General features: G+C 70.7%; 15 protein-coding genes. 5 read left to right on the forward strand and 10 right to left on the reverse strand.

Features of this window, described 5'->3' with window-relative positions; all coding sequences use genetic code 11:
* Nucleotides 1–37 precede the first annotated feature (37 nt).
* Nucleotides 38–688, reverse strand: a complete 651-nt coding sequence (locus ACFT7S_RS09905) for a DsbA family protein (RefSeq protein ID WP_382729306.1) — start codon at nucleotides 686–688, stop codon at nucleotides 38–40.
* Between the two features lie 130 nt (nucleotides 689–818).
* On the opposite strand from ACFT7S_RS09905, the gene pepN (ACFT7S_RS09910) reads away from it, so the two are divergent.
* From pepN (ACFT7S_RS09910) to ACFT7S_RS09920, 3 genes are all read left to right on the forward strand, one after another.
* Nucleotides 819–3398, forward strand: a complete 2580-nt coding sequence (gene pepN / locus ACFT7S_RS09910) for an aminopeptidase N (RefSeq protein WP_382729308.1) — start codon at nucleotides 819–821, stop codon at nucleotides 3396–3398.
* Between the two features lie 646 nt (nucleotides 3399–4044).
* A complete protein-coding gene (locus ACFT7S_RS09915; RefSeq protein ID WP_382729310.1) occupies nucleotides 4045–5076 on the forward strand; it encodes a hypothetical protein in 1032 nt (343 codons plus the stop codon).
* Between the two features lie 166 nt (nucleotides 5077–5242).
* The gene (locus ACFT7S_RS09920) at nucleotides 5243–8545 is read left to right on the forward strand and encodes a S8 family serine peptidase (protein ID WP_382729312.1); all 3303 of its coding nucleotides are present in this window, start codon (nucleotides 5243–5245) and stop codon (nucleotides 8543–8545) included.
* A 62-nt stretch (nucleotides 8546–8607) separates the two neighbouring features.
* Here ACFT7S_RS09920 and ACFT7S_RS09925 read toward each other — a convergent pair whose 3' ends face one another.
* On the reverse strand, nucleotides 8608–9255 hold the full coding sequence (locus ACFT7S_RS09925; RefSeq protein ID WP_382729314.1) for a hypothetical protein: 648 nt from the start codon (nucleotides 9253–9255) through the stop codon (nucleotides 8608–8610).
* A gap of 2 nt (nucleotides 9256–9257) precedes the next feature.
* Nucleotides 9258–9788 (reverse strand): RNA polymerase sigma factor, encoded by a 531-nt coding sequence (locus ACFT7S_RS09930; RefSeq protein WP_382729316.1) that lies wholly within the window; start codon nucleotides 9786–9788, stop codon nucleotides 9258–9260.
* Between the two features lie 169 nt (nucleotides 9789–9957).
* Between ACFT7S_RS09930 and ACFT7S_RS09935 the strand changes: the two genes are divergently transcribed.
* The gene (locus tag ACFT7S_RS09935) at nucleotides 9958–10986 is read left to right on the forward strand and encodes an aspartate-semialdehyde dehydrogenase (protein WP_382729318.1); all 1029 of its coding nucleotides are present in this window, start codon (nucleotides 9958–9960) and stop codon (nucleotides 10984–10986) included.
* Nucleotides 10987–11086: 100 nt separating this feature from the next.
* Here ACFT7S_RS09935 and ACFT7S_RS09940 read toward each other — a convergent pair whose 3' ends face one another.
* Nucleotides 11087–11587, reverse strand: a complete 501-nt coding sequence (locus ACFT7S_RS09940; RefSeq protein ID WP_382729320.1) for a DUF1203 domain-containing protein — start codon at nucleotides 11585–11587, stop codon at nucleotides 11087–11089.
* Between the two features lie 112 nt (nucleotides 11588–11699).
* On the opposite strand from ACFT7S_RS09940, the gene pepN (ACFT7S_RS09945) reads away from it, so the two are divergent.
* Nucleotides 11700–14276 carry an aminopeptidase N gene (gene pepN / locus ACFT7S_RS09945; RefSeq protein ID WP_382729322.1) on the forward strand — a complete coding sequence of 859 codons (2577 nt, stop codon included), beginning with the start codon at nucleotides 11700–11702 and terminating at the stop codon, nucleotides 14274–14276.
* A gap of 65 nt (nucleotides 14277–14341) precedes the next feature.
* Here the strand turns inward: pepN (ACFT7S_RS09945) and ACFT7S_RS09950 are convergent, their stop codons facing one another.
* The 6 genes from ACFT7S_RS09950 to ACFT7S_RS09975 form a co-directional block, all read right to left on the reverse strand.
* Nucleotides 14342–14731, reverse strand: coding sequence for a VOC family protein (locus ACFT7S_RS09950; protein WP_382729324.1), 390 nt, complete (start codon nucleotides 14729–14731; stop codon nucleotides 14342–14344).
* Between the two features lie 159 nt (nucleotides 14732–14890).
* Complete coding sequence (gene alc / locus ACFT7S_RS09955) at nucleotides 14891–16039, reverse strand: allantoicase (protein WP_382729326.1); 1149 nt, start codon at nucleotides 16037–16039, stop codon at nucleotides 14891–14893.
* A gap of 65 nt (nucleotides 16040–16104) precedes the next feature.
* A complete protein-coding gene (locus tag ACFT7S_RS09960; protein WP_382729328.1) occupies nucleotides 16105–17025 on the reverse strand; it encodes a LysR substrate-binding domain-containing protein in 921 nt (306 codons plus the stop codon).
* A gap of 91 nt (nucleotides 17026–17116) precedes the next feature.
* Nucleotides 17117–17347, reverse strand: coding sequence for a hypothetical protein (locus ACFT7S_RS09965; RefSeq protein ID WP_185300855.1), 231 nt, complete (start codon nucleotides 17345–17347; stop codon nucleotides 17117–17119).
* A gap of 20 nt (nucleotides 17348–17367) precedes the next feature.
* Nucleotides 17368–19548, reverse strand: coding sequence for a 4-alpha-glucanotransferase (gene malQ / locus ACFT7S_RS09970; RefSeq protein WP_382729330.1), 2181 nt, complete (start codon nucleotides 19546–19548; stop codon nucleotides 17368–17370).
* Nucleotides 19549–19863: a hypothetical protein gene (locus ACFT7S_RS09975; protein WP_382729332.1), complete on the reverse strand. Its 315-nt coding sequence runs from the start codon at nucleotides 19861–19863 to the stop codon at nucleotides 19549–19551. It abuts the gene before it with no gap.
* Between the last annotated feature and the right edge of the window lie 24 nt (nucleotides 19864–19887).

A 19887-nucleotide genomic window follows, 5' to 3' on the forward strand; every position in this document is an offset into this window, starting at 1 on the left:
ACCACGTCCGGAACCCGCCCCGTACCCACACCCACGGTCAGTCGAAGATCGGGCCCTGGGTCCGGGTCCGCTTGATCTCGTAGAAGCCGGGGATCGACGCCACGAGCAGCGTGCCGTCCCACAGCTTCGCCGCGTCCTCGCCCTTCGGGGCGGGGGTCACGACCGGGCCGAAGAAGGCGATCTGCTCGCCGTCGGCGCCCGGGACCGCGATGACCGGCGTACCGACCTCCTGGCCGACCTTGTCGATGCCCTCCTTGTGGGAGGCGCGGAGCTCGGTGTCGTACGCGTCGGAGTCCGCGTACGCCGCGAGCTCGACCGGGAGGCCGACCTCTTCCAGGGCCGTCACGATGGCCGCGGGCGTGGGGCCCTCGCCCTTGTTGTGGAAACGGGTGCCGAGCGCCGTGTACAGAGGGCCGACGACCTCGTCGCCGTGCTTCTGCTGGGCGGCGACAACGACCCGGACCGGGCCCCAGGCCTTGTTCTCCAGCATGTCGCGGTACTCCTCCGGCAGCTGGTCCAGCTTGTCCTCATTGAGAACGGCCAGGCTCATCACGTGCCATCGGACCTCGACATCGCGGACCTTCTCCACCTCAAGCATCCAGCGGGAGGTCATCCACGCCCAGGGACAGAGCGGGTCGAACCAGAAGTCGACCGGAGTCCTGCCGTTCGCCGTGCTGTTGTCAGACATGTCTCTCCTCAGAAGGGCGCGACCACTGACCGCCAGAACACCACCGGGCGCCCCCTCCATTCCCGGATACGTGCGCCGGACCCGGCATGCGAGGATCAAAGCTGTTCGAACGAGACACAAAGGAGTGCCCGTGCCCGGTGAAAACCTGTCCCGCGACGAGGCCCGTGAGCGGGCCGAGCTGCTGACCGTCGACGGTTACGAGGTCGCCCTCGACCTGCGTTCCGCCGTCGGTGAGCCCGACGGGGACGAAGGTGAGGCCGGTCCGCGCACCTTCCGCTCGCAGACCACCATCCGGTTCCGCGCCACGCGTGCGGGGGCCTCGACCTTCGCCGATCTGCTGGCGCCGAGCGTGAGCGCGGTGTCCCTGAACGGGAAGCCGCTGGACCCGGCGGTCGTCTTCGACGGGGCCCGCGTCGCGCTCGACGACCTCGCCGATGGCGACAACGTCCTGGTGGTCGACGCGCAGTGCGCGTACAGCCGGACCGGCGAAGGTCTGCACCGCTTCGTCGACCCGGAGGACGGCGAGGTCTACCTGTACACGCAGTACGAGCCGGCCGATGCCCGGCGCGTCTTCGCGAACTTCGAGCAGCCCGACCTGAAGGCACCCTTCCGCTTCGAGGTGACGGCTCCCGACGGCTGGACGGTCTGGAGCAACGGCGCCGAGGAGTCCCGCGACGGCGAGGTGCGGCGCTTCGCCGGGACGAAGCCGATCTCCACGTACATCACGGCGGTCGTCGCCGGTCCGTACCACTACGAGACCGACCTCTACACCCGGGTGTTCGACGACGGCTCGACCCTGGAGATCCCGCTCGGCGCGATGTGCCGCAAGGGCCTCGCCCGTCACTTCGACGCGGACGACATCTTCCTCGTCACCAAGCAGGGCCTGGACTTCTTCCACGACAACTTCGACTACCCGTACCCGTTCGGGAAGTACGACCAGGCGTTCGTGCCCGAGTACAACATCGGCGCGATGGAGAACCCGGGCTGTGTCACGTTCCGCGAGGAGTACATCTACCGCGGCAAGGTGACATCGGCGTCGTACGAGCGCCGGGCCAACGTCATCCTGCACGAGATGGCGCACATGTGGTTCGGCGACCTGGTCACCATGCAGTGGTGGGACGACCTGTGGCTGAAGGAGTCCTTCGCCGACTTCATGGGCACGTTCTCCCAGGTGGAGGCGACCCGCTTCACCAACGGCTGGGTCACCTTCGCCAACAACCGCAAGGCGTGGGCCTACCGCGCCGACCAGCTGCCGTCCACCCACCCCGTCACGGCCGACATCCGTGACCTGGAGGACGCCAAGCTCAACTTCGACGGCATCACGTACGCCAAGGGCGCGTCGGTGCTGAAGCAGCTGGTGGCGTACGTCGGACGGGACGCGTTCCTCGAAGGCGCCCGGCGCTACTTCAAGCGGCACGCGTACGGCAACACCCAGCTGGGCGACCTGCTCTCCGCGCTCGCCGAGACGTCCGGGCGCGATATGACGGTCTGGTCGCAGGCATGGCTGCAGACGGCCGGCGTCAACGTACTCACGCCGGACGTGACGTACGACGCGGCCGGCCGGATCACGGAGCTGGCCGTCCTCCAGGACGCCGCCGCCTCCCACCCCGAGCTGCGCCCGCACCGGATCGCGGTCGGCCTCTACCGGCACGACCCCGAGGGCGCGCTGGTCCGTTACGCCCGCGCCGAGGTGGACGTCGCCGGGTCGCGCACGGTCGTCGGGGAGCTCGCCGGGGCGGAGAAGCCCGAGCTGATCCTCGTCAACGACGACGACCTCACATACTGCAAGGTCCGCTTCGACGCGGGCTCCCTCGCCACCCTGGGCGCCCACCTCGGTGACATCACCGACCCGCTGGCGCGGGCGGTCTGCTGGTCGGCCCTGTGGAACCTGACGCGGGACGCGCTGTTGCCGGCCCGCGACTTCATCTCCCTCGTGCTGGCGTTCTCCGGCCGCGAGTCGGACATCGGCGTACTCCAGATGCTGCACAACTGGACTCAGTCGGCGCTCGTGCACTACGCCGCGCCCGGCTGGCGCGAACAGGGCGGCCGGCTGCTGGCCGAGGGCGCACTGCGTGAGCTGCGCGGCGCTGAGCCGGGCAGCCAGCACCAGCTGACCTGGGCGCGGTTCTTCGCGGCCGTCGCCTCGTCGGACGCGGACTTCCAGCTCCTGACCGGGCTGCTCGACGGCTCGGCGCTCATCGACGGCCTGGACATCGACCAGGAGCTGCGCTGGGCGTTGCTGTCGCCGCTGGCCTCGCACGGGCGGGCCGACGAGTCGGTCATCGACGCCGAGCTGGCGCGCGACGACACGGCGTCGGGCAAGCGGCACCAGGTGCGGTGCCTGGCCTCGCGTCCGTCCGCGGCCGTCAAGGCGCAGGCGTGGGCTGCGGTCGTGGAGTCGGACAAGCTGTCCAACGCGCTGGCCACGGCGACGATTTCGGGCTTCGTGCAGTCGTCGCAGCGGGAGCTGCTGGCGCCGTACGCGGACGCGTACTTCTCCGCGATCGAGCGGGTGTGGGCCGAGCGGTCGATCCAGATCGGCATGGACGTGGTGTCGGGGCTGTTCCCGGGACTCCAGGACAGTCCGGCGACGCTGGCGGCGACGGACGCGTGGCTGAGCTCGCACGCGGATGCGGCGCCGGCGCTGCGGCGGCTGGTCCTGGAGGCGCGGGACGATCTGGCGCGGGCGTTGCGGGGGCAGGCGGTGTGACCCGGGTCGTCTGTGAGGGTTCCGTCCTCAAACGCCGGACGGGCTGAAGTTGTTGCCCCGGTCCCCGGTTGCCCGTTCGGGGTGGCCCGGGGCCCCTCCGGAATGTCTCCTCGGGCAACGAACGTTCGGCGGAGACGTATAGCTGCCCGGGTATCCGTTCGTCACCCTGCGGGGACCCTCCTGCACGGCCCCGGACCGGCCGGAGGGTCACTGCGGGCCGTGCCGCCTGGGCAATCCGGGGGGCGCCGGGTACGTGTCCGCGTCCCGTGCCACCGGGTCGCAGTGACCGCGATACGTGGGTGGGGCCGTGCAGGAGGGTCCCCGCAGGGGCGGGCGTAGGAGCCGGGCTCGCTTACGGACCCGGGTGCCGCGCCCGTCCCGAGGAGACACTCCGGAGGGGCCCCACCCAACCCACCACCGGCCAGGTGACGACCAGGCGGCCCCACCCAACCACCCACCAGGTCAGGCGGACGGGCCCGTACGCGCTAAGTCCGTACACGCACGCGGACGGCCGCAGGCACGATATCCGGCGGGACGGGTCTTTTCGGCAGTCGAACTCCCGTACTTTAGGGCGGCGTTGTCCTCAATTGTCGACGGGTGTGTAACAGAGGTTAGGGCCCCCTGAGTGAGCGGGAACCTCGGAGTCATGACGCAGAACACCCCTCTCTTCCCCCACCCCCACAAGGTTCGGCACCGCGTGCAGTCCGCCGCCCAATTGCGGGCACGGGGCGTGTCCGCCGCGCAGACCGCCGCACAGTGCCTGCCCGGTGGCCCCTGGCAGCAACTGCTGCCCGGCGTATACCTCTTGCACCCGGGTCCGCCCACCGGCGAGGAACGGCTGCACGGCGCCCTGCTGTACGCCGGGCGCCCACCCGTGTCGGCGCGGCGCCCGGTGCCCGCGCAGGGCGGACGCCTGTACGGGGAGGCCATGGTGACGGGCCTGGCCGCGCTCACCCTGTACGGGTTCTCCTCCGCGCCACCGATGGCCTCGCTCCACCGGATCGACGTACTGGTGCCCCGTACGCGGCGGTTGCGCTCGACCCGGTACGTACAGGTGCTGCGCGGCACCGGGCTGCCCAGGCCCGTACGGGTGGACGGGGTGCCCGCGGCCCCCGTGGAGCGGGCCCTCGCGGATGCGGTCGCCGGAATCACGGACGGCTCCGTGGCGCGCCGTCTGCTGACGGAGGCCGTCCGGGGCGTGTACTGCGAACCGGCTGCGGTGGTCCGGGAGTTGAGTGCGGCGAAGCTGTTGGGGCGAGCCCATGTGAAGGAAGCCGTCGACTCCTTGCTGGCCGAGGGCCGGGCGATCGCGGAGAGCCGGCTGTACGAGATGGTCCGTACACAGGGGCTGCCGGATCCGCTGTGGAACGTGGACCTGCGACTGCCGGGTGGCCCCCATCTGGGCGGGGTCGACGCGTACTGGCCCGACCAGGCCTTGGCCGTCGAGATCGACTGCCGTACCCCCGGAGGCAGCGGGCGCCAGGAGGAGGACGAGCAGCACTGGTCCGCGTACGCCGCCAAGCGGGACCATCTGGAGCGGCTCGGGGTCACCGTCGTCCACGTCACACCGAAGAAGCTGCGCGAGACCTTGGCACAGCAGGCGACCGTGGTGCGCACGGCGCTGATGGCGGCGAACGACCGCGAACCGGCCGCGTACGTGGTGATCCTGCCTCGATGAAGGCACCTATGGGCCCATTCGTCCCACGTGACGCTTTGACCTCACTGGCGGATCTACGCCATGTCCCATACTCGCCCCCGTCAACTCTCCACAAACCCCTGTCATTTACGACAGGGTGAGCGGTCATCGGGTACCGAATTCCGGACTCTCTCTTTCACATACAGGGATGCTGATGACCAAGGAATCCCCCAGTTTCATACCCGGGACGAGACGCGCGGCCCGAATCGCCGCCGCCGCCGGTCTGGTGGCCGCGCTGGCCGCCTCCGGCGCCGCCCCGGTCTTCGCCGCCGACGACCCCGCCACCGCACCGGTCAAGCCCTCTGCCGCCAGCGCCAACGGCGACAAGCTCGGCAGCGCCGACGCCGACGTGCTGGCGCAGGCCGAGGCCAAGGGCGAGAAGAACATCACGCTGATGGTCGCCACCGCCCCCGGTGCGACCGAGCAGGTCGCCCAGCAGCTGGACGCCGTCAAGGGGTCCGTGCTCGGGCAGACGTACGACAAGCTCGGCTACGTCCGTGCGACCGTGCCGACCGCCACCGCCGAGGCCACGCTCAAGGCGGCGCAGAAGCTGTCGTCGGTGTACGGCATCGATCTCAAGCAGGAGATCAAGCTCGACGACCCGACTCCGGCGGGCGACCGGGCGGCCGGTGCGTCGACCCAGGCCACGGGCTCCTACCCGGCGCCCGGCAAGCAGACCCCGGCGAAAAACCCGTACAACCCGTCCTTCGAGACGGGCGCGGTCGACTTCGTCGAGCAGCACCCGAAGGCCGACGGCCGCGGTATCACCATCGGTGTCCTGGACTCCGGTGTCGACCTCGGTCACCCCGCGCTGCAGAAGACCACCACCGGCGAGCGCAAGATCGTCGACTGGGTGACGGCCACCGACCCGGTGAGCGACGGCGACGGTACGTGGCTGCGGATGACGGCCTCCGTGGCCGGTCCCACCTTCACCATCGGCGGACGCACGTACTCGGCGCCCGAGGGCGCGTACAAGATCCAGCTCTTCTCCGAGGCCGCCACCCGCGGTGGCGACATGGCGGGAGACCTGAACCGGGACGGCGACACCACCGATGTGTGGGCGGTCCTCTACGACGCGGTCGCCGGCACCGCGCGCGTCGACCTGAACAACGACGCCGACTTCACCAACGACGCCGTCATGAAGCCGTACAAGGACGGCCACCAGGTCGGCTACTTCGGTACGGACAACCCGGCGACCGAGGTCGTCGAGCGGATTCCGTTCGTCGTCGAGACCCGCAAGGACGTCGTCTACAACGCGGCCGGCGCCAAGGCCGACTTCGTCAGCATCGGTGTCATCGAGTCCGAGCACGGCACGCACGTCGCGGGCATCACCGCGGCCAACGGCCTGTTCGGCGGCAAGATGAACGGCGCGGCGCCCGGCGCCAAGGTCGTCTCCTCGCGTGCCTGCACCTGGTCCGGCGGCTGCACCAACATCGCGCTGACCGAGGGCATGATCGACCTCGTCGTGAACCGCGGTGTGGACATCGTCAACATGTCGATCGGTGGCCTGCCGCCGCTGAACGACGGCAACAACGCCCGCGCCGAGCTCTACAAGCGGCTCATCGACACCTACGGCGTGCAACTGGTCATCTCGGCCGGCAACGAGGGTCCCGGTGTGAACACCATCGGTGACCCCGGTCTCGCCGACCACGTCATCTCGGTGGGTGCGGCGATCTCCAAGGAGACGTGGGCCGCCAACTACGGCTCGAACGTCACCAAGACGTACAACATGCTGCCCTTCTCCTCGCGCGGTCCGCGTGAGGACGGCGGCTTCGCGCCGATCCTGACGGCCCCGGGTGCGTCCATCAACACCACCCAGACCTGGCTGCCCGGCGGCCCGGTCAAGGAGGCGGGCTACCGCCTGCCGGCCGGTTACTCCATGCTGCAGGGCACCTCGATGTCCTCGCCGCAGGCCGCCGGTGCCGCCGCGCTGCTGCTCTCGGCCGCGAAGCAGAAGAACATCGAGCTGCCCCCGGCCGACCTGCGCACCGCGCTGACCAGCACCGCCACCCACATCAAGGGTGTGCCCGCGCACGCCCAGGGTGCCGGTCTGATGAACATCGTCGGTGCCTGGAACTCCATCAAGGCGGGCGCCACGGCGCACGAGTACTCGGTGAAGGCCCCGGTCGACACCGCGATCGACTTCGCGCTGAAGACCCCGGGCTTCGGTACCGGTCTGTACGACCGTGAGGGCGGCCTGAAGGCCGGCCAGAGCAAGACGTACGACGTCACGGTCACCCGCACCACGGGCCCCGACCGCAATGTCGCGCACTCGCTGTCCTGGAAGAACAACGACGGCACCTTCTCGCTGGCCGGTTCGAGCACCGTCTCGCTGCCGCTCGCCAAGCCGGTGACCGTCAAGGTCAAGGCGCGCCCCGGCAGCGCCGGTGTGCACAGCGCGATCCTCAAGGTGAACGACTCGAAGACCGTCGGCGTGGACCACCAGATCCTCGCCACCGTCGTCGTCGCCAAGCAGCTGGTGGCGCCGGGTTACGCGTACACGGCGTCCGGCTCGGTGCAGCGCAACGACCACAAGTCGTACTTCGTGAACGTGCCGGAGGGCGCGGAGACCCTTGAGGTCGCCCTCAGCGCGCTCCGTTCGGGCAGCCAGACGCGGTTCATCTCCATCCACCCCTACGGGGTCGGGGTGGAGGACAGCTCCACGATCTTCTGCTACCCGAACTACGAAAGCCCGACCAACACCTGCCGCCCGGACGTGCGTTCCTACAAGGACCCGCAGCCCGGCGTCTGGGAGATCGAGGTCGAGTCGCGGCGTACGTCGTCGCTGCTGGACAACCCGTACAAGCTGGATGTCTCGCTGCTCGGCGCCTCGTTCGACCCGGCGGTGCAGACCATCGCCGAGGCGAAGGTCGGCACCCCGGCCGCGGTGAACTGGACGGTCACGAACAACGCGGGTGACCTGGAGGGCACGCTCAAGGGCGGCTCGCTGGGTTCGGCCAAGGTCGAGCGTCCGTCGATCTCCAAGGGGCAGAAGTACGAGACCACGGTCACCATCGGTGAGGGCGTCGAGAAGCTCGACTTCGCCATCGGTGGCACCTCGGACACCAACGCCGACATCGACCTGTACGTCTACAACGGTGACACGGAGGTCGGTTCGTCCACCTCTGCCGGTTCCGAGGAGTCGGTCAGCCTGGTGAAGCCTGCCGCCGGTACGTACACCGTCGTCGTCGACGGCTACGCAGTTCCGGCAGGGACCACCGAGTACGACTACCGCGACGTGTACTACGCGCCGTCGCTCGGCGCGATCACGGTCGACGAGTCGAAGACGGTGACCCTGGCCAACGGCGCCTCGGCCCAGCTCGGCGCCGAGGTCCTGGTCGCCGGAACGGTCCCCGAGGGACGTCAGTTCTTCGGTGAGGTCCAGCTGGTGAACGCCCGCGGCACCGCGGCGGGCACCGGCAGCGTCGTGATCGAGAAGGTCACGCCGTAACGGCCTGCGGTATCTGAGCAGCGGGGCGGGCGCCCTTCCGGGAGCTCCCGCCCCGCTGTGCGTCATCCGGGGTCCGTGCATTCCAGGGTGCGCGAGGCGGGTAGCGCGGCCGACATCCACTGCCAGGCGGTGGCCCGGTCCTCACCGGTGAAGGACTCGACGCCCTCACCGGGGAAGCTCGAGACGATCACGGCCATGGGCCTGCCGGGCCGGAAGTAGTCCGCCTCCGCGCTCGGGACCACGAACGCGGTCTCCCGCGGTCCCCGGTCGGGTTTGAGGTACCGGTCGACCGTCAGCACGACCCGTACGAGGCCGCCGACCCGTTCCGTCCGGCTGACCGTGCCGTCCGCGACGACCCGGGCGCAGGCCATCAGCCCTTCCTCGGTCAGTTTGGCGTCGCCGTGCTCCCCGGACGGCTGGGCGACCGACCAGAGGATTCCCGTCCCGGCCAGGCAGGCGGCGATCACCACCGACGCCGCGAGCGCCAGCGGTCCCTTCCGGGTCCACCGGGAGCGGGCGGGCGATTGGACCCCCGGCAGCGCTTCCGGTGCGGCCAGCCGGTCCCCGATGAGGTGCAGCTGCTCGCCCAGCACCGTCATGTCACGCGCCGCGGCGGCATACCGGGCCGCGGCGGCCGCGTCATCGTCTTCGTCGGGCGCCGGCTGCCCCAGCAGTACGGCCATCAGCTCGTCCGGTTCGTCCGTGTTCACCGTCACACCACCTCGTCCGCGTGAATCCGCGCCAGCCGCTCGCGCATCGCTCCGGCCGCCGTGTGCAGGCGGCTCTTCACCGTGCCCTCGGGAATGCCCAGCTCAGCCGCGATCTGCGGTACGGAGAGATCGGCGTAGAAGCGCAGCACCAGGGCCTGGCGCTGGGCCGCGGGCAGCTCGTCCAGCCCCTCCGCGACGGTGAGGGCGAGCAGCCGCGCCTCCTGGCCGCCCTCGGTCCCGGAATCCGCCGGGCTCAGCGCGGCGAGCCGGGCGCCGATCCGCTCCTGCCTGTTACGGCCCCGGTGCCAGTCGGCGGCCAGGTTGGAGGCGACCACGGCCGCCCAGGCGCCGATCTCGCGGGGTGCCTCCCGGCCGCTCGCCGAGCGCTCCAGGAGGCGCAGCCGTACCTGCTGCACCCCGTCCTGGAGATCGGAATACGGCACTCCGCCCAGTGAAAGAACCGCCCGTACCCGGTTCACCTGTGCCGGGCCGAGGGGATCTTCCCCCGCGCCGGCCGCCTTCCTTCCCAGCAAGGACTGCCTCCCCCTGAATGTGTTTCCCCTGTGACGCGCAAGGACGGCGGAACGTTCACCCGGACGGCGTTCGCCGTCCGAGGAACGGACAATGGATTGGACAAGGCGGGCAGGGACATACGCATCATGGAGCGGCAAGCGGGTCGCACACACGTACAGAGGAGTCTTCGTGAAGGTCGGAATCGTCGGCGCCACCGGTCAGGTCGGCACAGTCATGCGCAGCATCCTGGCCGAGCGGAAGTTCCCCGTCGCCGAGCTGCGGCTCTTCGCCTCCGCCCGCTCCGCGGGCTCCACCATCGCGTGGGAGGGCAGGGACATCACCGTCGAGGACGCCTCCACGGCCGACTACACGGGCCTGGACATCGTGCTGTTCTCGGCGGGTGGCGCGACGTCGCGGGCGCTCGCCGAGAAGGTCGCCTCGCAGGGCGCCGTCGTGATCGACAACTCCTCCGCCTTCCGGATGGACCCCGAGGTGCCGCTCGTCGTCTCCGAGGTCAACCCGCACGCGGCGAAGGTCCGCCCCAAGGGCATCATCGCCAACCCGAACTGCACCACGATGGCGGCCATGCCCGTGCTGCGCCCGCTGCACACCGAGGCCGGTCTTGAGACGCTGACGGTCGCCTCGTACCAGGCGGTGTCGGGCTCCGGTGTCGCCGGTGTCGCCGAGCTGCACGGCCAGGCGCTGAAGGTCGTCGCCGAGGCCGACAAGCTGGCCCATGACGGCGAGTCCGTCGACTTCCCCGCGCCCACCATCTACAAGCGCCCGATCGCGTTCAACGTGGTGCCGCTGGCCGGTTCGATCGTGGACGACGGTTCGTTCGAGACGGACGAGGAGCAGAAGCTCCGTAACGAGTCCCGCAAGATCCTGGAGATCCCGGAGCTCAAGGTGTCCGGCACCTGTGTCCGCGTTCCGGTCTTCTCGGGCCACTCGCTCCAGATCAACGCCCGGTTCGCCCGTCCGGTCAGCGTCGCGCGCGCCTACGAGCTGCTGAAGGACGCCGAAGGCGTCGAGCTCTCCGAGATCCCGACCCCGCTCCAGGCGGCCGGCAAGGACGCCTCGTACGTGGGCCGCATCCGGGTCGACGAGACGGTCGAGCACGGTCTGGCGCTGTTCGTCTCCAACGACAACCTCCGCAAGGGCGCGGCGCTCAACGCCGTGCAGATCGCGGAGCTGGTGGCGGCGGAGCTGCAGGGCTGAGCCGGCTCTGTTTTTGTCCTCAATCGCCGGACGGGCTTGATAGGCAATATTTAGCCCGTCCGGCGATTGAGGAGCGGGGTCCGGGGCAGAGCCCCGGCGGTCAGTCCCGCCGTACCTCGAACTGGAAGCACCCGTACTCCACGGCCCTGACATGCACCAGGGCCACCTCGGGATGGGCGAACGCCTCCGCGAACGCCGAGTCGAAGCCGCGCTCCTCGTCGGCAGGGATCTCCAGCAGCCGCCCGCCGACGATCCGGCCCTCCGCGCTGTAACGCCGCAGGACCCGCAGCGCACCGGCCCGCGAGAACGGATACCCCTCCCGCTCCGCCGCTGGTCCCTCGCACTCCTCGGCGTGGATGAAGACCGGCCCCTGCTCGTCGTACGCCCCGGGCTTCGCCCAGTTCGCGGTCGCCCAGCGGCGCAGCGGCGCGTACGAGACAAGTGCGATGCGCTCCCCCGGCTCCGCGCCCCGCAGGCAGCAGCGGAGCGGACCGCCCCCTTCCGTGGCCGTGTACGGGACGCACGGGCGGCCCGCGTCGTCGGTCTCCCTGAGTTCCTTGAGTGCGGTCGGTTCAATGGGACGTGCCTCGTAGCCGGTCATGGTTCGAGGGTCGCGCCGCCTTCCCCGGGAGTCCGGCGGAAAACGGACATCGCGCTGTGTGCATGTCCCATGGAAGGATGACCAAAAACTCGCATATCAAGGAGATGACCCCGTGCCTGGCACGAATCTGACCCGCGAAGAGGCACAGGAGCGGGCGCGCCTGCTGACCGTGGACGCGTACGAGATCGATCTCGACCTCTCCGGAGCGCAGGAGGGTGGCACCTACCGGTCCGTCACCACCGTGCGCTTCGACTCCGCCGAAGACGGTGCGGAGACCTTCATCGACCTGGTCGCCCCGGCCGTACACGAGGTCGAACTGAACGGCAAGGCGCAGGATGTCGCCGCCGTCTTCCGTGACTCGCGCATCGCGCTGAAGCACCTGCGCGCGGGCACCAACGAGCTGAAGGTCGTCGCCGACTGCGCGTACACCAACACCGGTGAGGGGCTTCACCGCTTCGTCGACCCGGTCGACGAGCAGGCGTACCTCTACACCCAGTTCGAGGTCCCGGACGCCCGCCGGGTGTTCGCGAGCTTCGAGCAGCCCGACCTGAAGGCGACCTTCCGCTTCAGTGTGAAGGCCCCGGCCGGCTGGACCGTGATCTCCAACTCGCCGACGCCGGAGCCCAAGGACGACCTCTGGGTCTTCGAGCCGACGCCCCGCATCTCGACGTACATCACGGCCCTGATCGCCGGTCCGTACCACGCGGTGCACAGCAGTTACGAGAAGGACGGCCAGTCCGTTCCGCTCGGTATCTACTGCCGCCCCTCGCTCGCCGAGTACCTCGACGCGGACGAGATCTTCGCGGTCACGCGGCAGGGCTTCGACTGGTTCCAGGAGAAGTTCGACTACGCGTACCCCTTCGCCAAGTACGACCAGCTCTTCGTCCCGGAGTTCAACGCGGGCGCGATGGAGAACGCGGGCGCGGTCACGATCCGCGACCAGTACGTGTTCCGTTCGAAGGTGACGGACGCGGCGTACGAGGTCCGTGCGGAGACCATCCTGCACGAGCTGGCCCACATGTGGTTCGGCGACCTCGTCACCATGGAGTGGTGGAACGACCTGTGGCTGAACGAGTCGTTCGCCACGTACACCTCGATCGCCTGCCAGGCGTACGCCGAGGGCTCCAAGTGGCCGCACTCCTGGACCACGTTCGCCAACTCCATGAAGACGTGGGCGTACCGCCAGGACCAGCTGCCGTCCACGCACCCGATCATGGCGGACATCAGCGACCTCGACGACGTCCTCGTCAACTTCGACGGGATCACGTACGCGAAGGGCGCATCGGTCCTGAAGCAGCTCGTGGCATACGTCGGCATGGACGCGTTCTTCCAGGGCGTCCAGGCGTACTTCAAGGCGCACGCCTACGGGAACACCCGCCTGTCGGACCTGCTGGGCGCGCTGGAGAAGACCTCCGGCCGTGACCTGAAGACCTGGTCGAAGCTGTGGCTGGAGACCGCGGGGATCAACATCCTGCGCCCGGAGATCGAGACGGACGAGAACGGTCACGTCACGTCCTTCACGGTCCTCCAGGAGGCCCCGGCGCTCCCCGCGGGCGCGAAGGGCGAGCCCACGCTGCGTCCGCACCGGATCGCGGTCGGCTGCTACGACCTCGACGAGGCCGGCAAGCTGGTCCGTACGAGCCGGATCGAGTTGGACGTCGACGGCGAGCGCACGGCTGTGCCGTTCCCGGCGAACACTGCCCGCCCGGCGGTCATCCTCCTCAACGACGACGACCTCTCGTACGCGAAGGTCCGCCTCGACGAGGAGTCGCTGCGGGTCGTCACCGCTCACCTCGGCGACTTCGCCGAGTCCCTGCCGCGTGCCCTGAGCTGGGCCTCGGCCTGGGACATGACCCGCGACGGCGAGCTGGCGACGCGCGACTACCTCTCCCTCGTCCTGTCGGGCATCGGCAAGGAGTCGGACATCGGCGTCGTCCAGTCGCTGCACCGTCAGGTGAAGCTGGCCCTGGACCTGTACGCGGCGCCGGAGGCCCGTGAGGCGGCTCTGACGCAGTGGACGGACGCCACGCTGGCCCATCTGCGTGCGGCGGAGCCGGGCAGCGACCACCAGCTGGCCTGGGCCCGCGCCTTCGCGACGACGGCCCGCACCCCGCTCCAGCTGGACCTGCTCCAGGCCCTGCTGGACGGCACGGAGACGATCGAGGGCCTGGCCGTCGACACCGAGCTGCGCTGGGCATTCGTGGAGCGGCTGGCCGCGACCGGACTGCTCGACGAGGAGGAGATCGCCGCCGAGTACGAGCGCGACAAGACGGCGGCCGGCGAGCGCCACGCGGCGTCCGCGCGTGCGGCGCAGCCGAGGGCGGAGGCGAAGGCCGCGGCCTGGGCCTCGGTCGTCGAGTCCGACAAGCTGCCGAACTCCCTCCAGGAGGCGGTCATCAGCGGCTTCGTCCAGACGGACCAGCGCGAGCTGCTGGCCCCTTACACGGAGAAGTTCTTCGGGGCGGTCAAGGACGTCTGGGACTCGCGGAGCCACGAGATGGCCCAGCAGATCGCGGTCGGCCTGTACCCGTCGCTCCAGGTCTCGCACGCCACGCTGGACGCGACGGACGCCTGGCTCGCGTCGGCGGAGCCGAACGCGGCCCTGCGCCGGCTGATGTCGGAGTCCCGCGCGGGCGTCGAGCGTGCGCTGAAGGCCCAGGCGGCCGACGCGGCGGCGGCGACTGCCTGACGGCTTGACTGAACAGTGAGGGGGCGCCACCGACGGTGGCGCCCCCTCATCACGTCCGTGGCCGCTTACTCCGTCACGTCCTGCGGATACCAGCGCAGCTCCACCGTGTTGCCGTCCGGATCCTGTACGTATACCGACAGCGCCTCGCCCCGGGCGCCGAATCGCCCGGCGGGGCCCTCCAGCACGGTCAACGTGCCCGAGTCGATGACCTGCTGCCAGTCCAGCGGCTCGACGACCAGACAGATGTGGTCCACGTTGGAAGCACCGCGGGGGCTGTCGAGCAGATCGATGATGGTCGTCGGACTGACCCGCACCGACGGGAACGGGACCTTCCCGGCCCGCCACTCCTCCACCCGGACCGGCTCCAGACCGAGCGGCCCGCAGTAGAACTCCAGGGCCCGCTCGACGTCCTGCACATTGAGCACCAGGTGATCGAAGGCCTTGACTCGCAGCATGGGGCACCTTTCAGGGGTTCGCATGTCGACTCGCGTCGCTTCCTTGCATCCCCCAACGTCCGTACTCCCCAGGGATACTCCCAGCGGATTGGAAACCGCCCGTCGGGCGGGCGCCGTTGCGCAGCCGTCCGACGGGCGGGAGTTGTGGTGAGCGGAGCGTCAGGCGCCCGACTCCTCGTAGCGGCGGGTCAGTTCGGCCGTGCCCGTTTCCGTCAGGGAGCCGTGCAGGCGCATGCGGGCCACTCCGCCGTCGGGGAACGTGTCGAGGCGGACATGGGTGACCACGGCCTGGGCGCGCAGGACGAAGCGGTGCGGGGTGTCGGGCTGGAGCTTCGTGCGGGGGATGATCTCGAACCATTCGCCCGTCTCGCCGTTGCGGCCCTGGAGTGCGATCCAGCCGGCCGCGTTGCCCTTGAGGTAGGCGGTGTCGATCTCGACCGCGCGTACCGCGCCCTGGGCGGGCAGGCGGAAGCGGACCCAGTCGTTCGTGTCGCGGACCCGGCGGCGGCGGTTCTCCCAGCCGTCGTCCATCTTGCGGGAGGTGCCGGGCAGGATGATCTGCGCCGGTGAGGAGTAGAAGCGGTCCGAGGCGTCCTCGTACGTGCCGCCGTTCAGGATCGAGATCAGGTCGATCGTGCCGAGGGCCGCGAGCCAGGCCGGGTCGGGGACGACGTCGCCGTGGACGCGGAGGCGGGCGATGCCTCCGTCGGGGTGCTGGCAGAGGCGGATGTGGGTGTAGCGGCGTCCGCCGGTGATCTCGAAGGCGTTGGCGGCGTGGCCGCGCACGGGAGTCGGCGGGACGATCTCCTCCCACTTCACGTCGTCGGCGAGGAGGTCGGCCGGGCTGGGCGAGCCTTCGACGGCCGTCGCCTGGACCGAGACGCGCTGCGGGTAGTTGCCGCGGAAGTGGGCGGTGTCCACGATGAGGCCGCGGATGACGCCGGGAGCGCCGAGCCGGACGATGGCCCAGTCGTGCTCCCCGGGGGCCGGGAAGGGGTGGGCGGCGTCGGCACCGCGTCGGCGGCGGGTCTCCCAGCCGTCCATGATCTTGCCCTTGTGGCCGAAGCGCTCGGGGTCGAAGACGGCGCGCTCACGGATGAGCAGATTCTCGCGCTCGGCGAAGAACTCGTCGTTGGCGGCGATCACGCCCGCGCCGAGGCGGCGGTCCGCGAGGTCGACGAGCTCGGTGAAGGGGAGGTCGGTGGCGGTGCGGTAGTCGGCGTAGGGGTCGCCGCCGCCGTAGGGGGCCGCGTCATTGGCGTGGGGGTCGTTGTCCTGGAATGTGGTCTCGCTCGCGTCGAAGGTCATGCGATGACTGTCGTACAGACCGACCCATCAGGTCCATCGAAAGTTTTTGTAGAGTCTGTTCAGTTCTACTGAATGGTTGAGTGGCGGGACTCGGCCACTGCCCTCAGAGCCCCCAGGACTCGGGCCACCGCCGGGCCGCGTTCCGCGCCCTGCCGTACCGCCGCCACCACGTGGCGGCGCGGCTGGTCCGCGTCCAGGACCCGCATCACCACGCCGTCGCTGCGTTCCCTCGACGCCATCCGGGGGATCAGCGCGATCCCCAAGCCCGCCTCGACCATGGCGAGGATCGCGGTCCAGCCGGAGGCGCTGTGGGCCTGCTCGGGTACGAAGCCCGCCGCCTCGCACACGGCCGTCGTGATCTCCGACCAGGGGCCCGAACCGCCGAAGATCCAGGGTTCGGAGGACAGGTCCGCGAGGCGCAGACCGGGGGTCTCGGCGAGCCGGTGACCGGCGGGCAGGGCCACGTCCAGGGGGTCGGCGAGGAGCGGGACGAGGGCGAAGCGGGGGTCGCGGGCCGTGGGCGCGTGGGCCGCGAGGGACAGGGCCAGGTCCACGTCGCCGGACGAGAGGAGTTCGTACGCCTCCGCCGCCTCCGCCTCCCGTACGCGTACCTCCGGGCCAGGCCGGTCCTCGGAGCGGAGAAGCCGGATCGCAGGTACGACCAGGGCGGGTACGGCCGTCGAGAAGGCGCCGACCCGCACCTCGCCCGCCTCGCCGCGCAGATAGCCGGTCAGTTCGGCGTCGGCGCGCTCCAACTGGGCGAAGACCACCTCGGCGTGACGCAGGACGAGGTGGGCGGCGTCGGTGAGACGGACGCGTCTGCCCTGGGCTTCGAGAAGGGGTACGCCGAGCTGTCTGGCCAGGTTGGTGAGCTGCTGGGAGACCGCCGACGGGGTCATCAGCAGCGCCTCGGCTGTTGCGGTCACGGTGCCCCGGTCGCGCAGAGTGCGCAGGATGCGGAGCTTCTTGACGTCCCACTCGGTCATGGGCGCAACCTACCCGGGGTCACGGAGCGGGCCCGGACATGCAGGTGCACCGCGCGGCACCGGGTGCCGGCGGTGCACTCGGGAAGAGCTTCTAGACCGTCTTCTTGGACTTGTCGAGGACCATGACCAGGCCCGCGATCACCACGAAGAGGGCGATGGGTGCCACGACATACAGCCCGATCGTATCCATCGCGCTCAGACCCGGGCCCGGGTCGTCACCGTCGTCGCGGGTGAGAGCGAGCGCGGGCGACGACATGAGCAGCATCATCAGCGTCGTACCGGCCGCGACGGCGCCGGCGCGCATAGCGTTCTTCTTGTCCACGGTGCAAACGTAGCGAACGGCTAGGGGCGGCGCGCGCCCGGGGGTGCCGTACGGGACCCGGGATGCTCCGGGCGGGGGCTCAGCACCTCCATCAGGCGGTGCAGCCGGGGCGACGAGGCGAGCTCCTCCAGGGTGACCGGGTGGCCCTCCGCGTCGGCAATGGGCAGGCGCCAGTTGGGGTACTGGTCCCAGGTGCCCGGCAGATTCTGCGGGCGGCGGTCGCCCACCGTGTCGGGGAGCCAGACGCCGGTCATCCGGGCGGGGGTGAGCAGCAGGAAGCGGTGCACGGCCCGGATCGCGGCCTCCTCGTCGCCCTCGCCCTCGGGCAGGAGACAGAGCCGGGCGAGGTAGGCCAGCCACTCGGCGGTCTCGGTGGCGTCCTCGGCCAGCTCCTGCTCCAGCGGGCGGGTGAGCAGCCCCAGGCGGTGGCGCAGCCACACGTGGTCACCCGTCAGCCGGGCGGCTGTGGAGGGCAGGTCGTGGGTGGTGGCCGTGGCCACGCAGTCCTGGCGCCACCGCTCGGGGGGCAGGGGCTCGCCCGTGCCGTCCCAGTCGCGCTCGAACCAGAGCACGGAGGTGCCGAGCACACCGCGCCGGGCGAGCGCCTCGCGGACGCCGGGCTCGACGGTGCCGAGGTCCTCCCCTATGACGACGGCACCGGCCCGGTGCGCCTCCAGGACGAGGACGGCGAGCATCGCCTCGGCGTCCTGGCCCACGTACGTGCCCTCGGTGGGCGGACGCCCCTCGGGCACCCACCAGAGCCGGAACAGCCCCATCACGTGGTCGATGCGCAGGGCGCCCGCGTGGGCGAGGAGGCCGCGCAGGAGGCCGCGGTACGGGGCGTAGCCCGAGGCGGCGAGCGCGTCGGGGCGCCACGGCGGCAGCCCCCAGTCCTGGCCGCGCGCGTTGAAGGCGTCCGGGGGTGCGCCGACCGACATCCCGCGCGCGAAGGCGTCCTGCTGGGACCAGGTGTCGGCACCGGCCGGGTGCACGCCCACGGCAAGGTCGTGGACGATCCCGACGGCCATCCCGGCGTCCCGTGCGGCCTGCTGGGCGGCGTCGAGCTGAGTGGCGGTCAGCCAGGCGAGCCAGCAGTGGAAGTCGACCCGGTCCAGCAGTTCGGCGCGGGCTCTGGCGGTGTGCGGGGAGCGCGGGTCGCGCAGCCCCTCGGGCCAGGAGTGCCAGTCGGAACCGTGCACCTCGGCCAGGGCGCACCACAGGGCGTGGTCCTCCAGGGCCTGCCCCTGCCCGGCCAGGAAGTCGCAGTAGGCGGCCCGGCGGCCGGGGGTCAGCGGCACCTCGTGGATGAGTTCCAGAGCCTGCCGTTTGAGTTCCCAGACGGCGTCCCGGTCGATCAGGGCGCCCTTGTTGAGCACGGCTTCGGAGAGCGCGGCGGCGTCCTGGCGGAGGTCGTCCAGGGCCGCACGGTCCCGGACGTGCCCGTACTCGGGCACCGACTCGATGTGCAGATGGACGGGGTCCGGGAAGCGGCGCGAGGAGGGGCGGTACGGGGAGGGGTCGGTTGGCCTGCCGGGTACGCTGGCGTGGAGCGGGTTGACCTGGACGAACCCCGAGCCGAGGCTCCGGCCGGACCAGGCGGCGAGGTCGGCCAGGTCGCCGAGGTCGCCCATGCCCCAGGACCGGGCGGAGAGCAGGGAGTACAGCTGTACGAGGAAGCCGTGGACGCGGGCGGGCGGCTGCGGGACGCGGGCCGGGGCGACGACAAGTGTGACGGCGGCGTGCCGGTTGTCGGGGGTGCGCGCGGCCAGCCGGTGGACCCCCAAGGGCGGCTCGCTCCACCAGCCGGGTGCCTGACCGGCGGGCTCAACGGCGGCTCCCGAGGCAGGGGCTTCCGAGGCCGTCGGGTTCGCGACCTGGGTCAGGCGCTCCGGGGGCGTGGCGGTCGCCCCCGGGGCGGGCTCCGGCTCGATCGTCAGCGTCGTGTCAGGTGGCAGCGCCGTCAGGGCGGCCGGCAGGGGCTCCCCCGACCAGACCACCACCGTCGGTGGAAGCAGGCGTGAAACCGCCGCCGATTCCGCGGCGTCCAGCGCCTTCCGTACCGCCGCGGGAGTGCCGGCGTCGACGCCCAGCGCGGCGAGCACGGCCGTGACCGTGTCGTCGGGGACGGACACCGTGACATCCGCGGACGGGGAGTAGGAGGTGGCGACACCGTGCAGTGCGGCGAGCCGGGACAAGCCCATTCAGACTCCTGGGGACTCCATGCCCCCTGCGGTGCCGGGGGCGGTCGGCTCGCTGGTCAGAGGGGCGACGGCGGCGAGCGGTGGCTCGCTCGTGAGAGGGGTGGCATCGGCGAGCGGCGGCTCGCTGGTCAGCGGTGCGGCGTCGGCGAACGCGGCCTCACCGCTCAGGTGGGAGACGTCGGCGAGCGGCAGCTCGCTGATCATCGGCGGCGCGAGGTCGGTCAGGGGCGGTTCGGTGGTCGGTGCGGCAGGACCCGCGGGGCTCGGTACCTGTTTGGAGAGGGCGGAGAGCAGAAGCTGCGCGGCAGCGGGCATGGTGGCCTCCTGGCCGTTGGGAAC

The sequence above is a fragment of the Streptomyces sp. NPDC057136 genome (assembly GCF_042670885.1).
GTDB lineage: Bacteria > Actinomycetota > Actinomycetes > Streptomycetales > Streptomycetaceae > Streptomyces.